At 39.9% G+C, this 2,330-nt stretch carries 3 protein-coding genes; all 3 read left to right on the top strand.

Annotated elements, in window-relative coordinates; genetic code table 11:
- Positions 1 to 84: 84 nt before the first annotated feature.
- Genes ACIQVU_RS20175 through tnpC form a run of 3 tightly spaced genes read left to right on the top strand, consistent with a single transcriptional unit; the run spans position 85 to position 2,245 of the window.
- Positions 85 to 276: a hypothetical protein gene (locus ACIQVU_RS20175; RefSeq protein WP_340805401.1), complete on the top strand. Its 192-nt coding sequence runs from the start codon at positions 85 to 87 to the stop codon at positions 274 to 276.
- Positions 276 to 629 carry an IS66 family insertion sequence element accessory protein TnpB gene (gene tnpB, locus ACIQVU_RS20170; RefSeq protein ID WP_340808560.1) on the top strand — a complete coding sequence of 118 codons (354 nt, stop codon included), beginning with the start codon at positions 276 to 278 and terminating at the stop codon, positions 627 to 629. The genes ACIQVU_RS20175 and tnpB overlap by 1 nt, the downstream gene beginning before the upstream one ends.
- Positions 630 to 682: 53 nt before the next feature.
- Positions 683 to 2,245: an IS66 family transposase gene (tnpC, locus tag ACIQVU_RS20165; protein WP_340805400.1), complete on the top strand. Its 1,563-nt coding sequence runs from the start codon at positions 683 to 685 to the stop codon at positions 2,243 to 2,245.
- The last annotated feature ends 85 nt before the right edge of the window (positions 2,246 to 2,330 follow it).

Raw genomic sequence — 2,330 nt, 5'->3', positions numbered from 1 at the left:
GTAAGCCCGTAATCAAATAACGCATATAAATGACCTGGCACCTCCGGTACGATAAACGTATCATTCAAAGGAGGTGCCATTCCTATGCCAACGGACAAATTAACCATTGTTCCCGTCAAACTCGACCCTCTTCCAGTTGAAACTTCTTCGTTCCATTCTAGCCAATACACTACTGAGCCAAGTTGTGTAATTAAAACCGCTACGGCTGAAATTTCCCTCTTTAATGGCGTAGATGAGCGCATTATCCAAACCATTATGAAGGAGCTGAATGGTTGATGAAACAGGATTTTACGAGCGTGCAAAACATCTACATAATATGCGGTAAGACTGATATGCGTAAAGGCATTGACGGTCTCGCAACGCTCATTCAAGATTCTTTCGAATTGGATCCGTATAGTGATTCTATCTTTCTGTTTTCTGGATGGAGCAAGGACCGTTATAAATGTTTGTATTTCGATGGAGATGGCTTCGCTATGCTTTATAAACGATTAGATAATGGAAAATTACAATGGCCAAAAGATGAAAATGAAGTGCGTAACCTTTCGCAACAAGAACTTCGCTGGTTATTAGAAGGATTATCCCTACAACAGCCAAAGGCAATTGCAAAATCTGTAAAAGGTATCTTTTAATCGCAGTATAAAAAATGGTATAATCATCCACAACTTATACTGAACGAAACGTGGTGAATGATTTGGGAAACGCTTCAAATGAAAAAGTAATTCAATTATTGGAAGAACAACTATCCTACACGAAAGAACAAAATAAAAGTTTAAACAAACAAATTGAAGCATTAACTGAACAGGTTCGCCAATTAACAAAAGCTTTATATGGCTCTAAATCAGAGAAATCTAAGTATCAAGCGCCCGATGGACAAGGCTCTTTATTTGAAGACGATCCGTCTTTTAGCGAACCTGAGCAGACAGAAGAAAAAAGCACGGAAACGGTTAGTTATACTGTTACTCGTAAAAAGACAAATAAAAAACGAAATGATTCATTTCGTGAGGATATTGAAGTTGAAGAAATTCATCATCATCCAGCTAACTTAGCTTGTGATTGTTGTCTTGGTGAAATGGTAGAATTCAGTTCAACGATGGTACGTGAAGAAGCTAAATTTATTCCAGCGACGATGAAGCGTGTACAACATTTCGAACATACTTATGAGTGCAAAGCGTGTAAAAAAGATGCCCTACAAAAAGCACAAATCAAACGTGGTAAAGCACCACAAGGTGTTATCCAAAGAAGCATTGCTGGACCCACTGTTTTAGCAAAGCTTATCTACGATAAGTTTATCCAGTACTTGCCACTTTACCGTCAGGTAAATGAATGGGAGAGACATGGCCTACATACCAACGATAAGAATTTATCCAATTGGGTAATACGTGTATCAGAAGATTGGCTTCAGCCGCTTTATGATTTGATGAAGCAACTATTGACGGCGAAATCTGTGCTGCATGTGGATGAAACATATGCACAGATACTTAAACGTTCGGATGGAAAACCGGCTCAATCGAACGCCTATAATTGGGTATGTCGTAGTGTACAAAGTGAAGGTCCTATTATCGTTTTATTTAAGAGCGCACTCTCACGAGGGCGAGCTATATTAGAAAATTTACTTGCGGGATTCAATGGGACTGTGATTTGTGACGGCTATTCGGCTTATGGTCAATTGCCTAATGTTCAGTTCGCGAACTGTTGGGCGCACGTACGACGTTATTGGCTGAAAGCTGATAGTAAAAACGGACGAATAGGCGTTGAATATTGCGATCGTTTATTTTACATCGAACGTAAAATTAAACACCTTTCACCGGAAGAACGTGTACGAGTTCGTCAACAAGAAGCAAAGCCTATCATAGCTGAATTTTTCGATTGGATAGACCGTTCTCCTTTCTTTGGTAAAAACGCGATTGCGAAAGCAGCGGAATATACATTGAGCCGAGCGGATGAGTTAAAAGTCTTTCTTGAAAACGGCCACATCGCAATTGACAATAATCCCGCTGAAAATGCGATTCGCCCAAATGTGATTGGCCGAAAAAACTGGCTTTTCTCTGTGAGCGAAGCAGGTGCCAATGCGAATGCCATCTGTTTAAGTTTGGCTGAAACGGCCAAAGCAAACGGGATTGATTTTTATCAGTACCTGGTGAAGCTGATGACGGAGTTACCAAATTTACCGTTCCATCAACAACCTGAAATTTTACATAATTACATGCCTTGGTCAGATAATATTCAAGCCACATGTGCAAAATAGCCAACTATCCGAAAAAAATCTAGGATAGTTGGCCATTCGTCGTGCGTACCGTAAAGGTGCGCTATTTTTTATATTTCGGGCTTAC

The organism is Lysinibacillus sp. NPDC098008 (assembly GCF_044760715.1).
Classification (GTDB): Bacteria; Bacillota; Bacilli; order Bacillales_A; family Planococcaceae; genus Lysinibacillus.
Note: the sequence above shows the minus strand (reverse complement) of the source record. Positions and strands in the feature narration are given on the sequence as shown.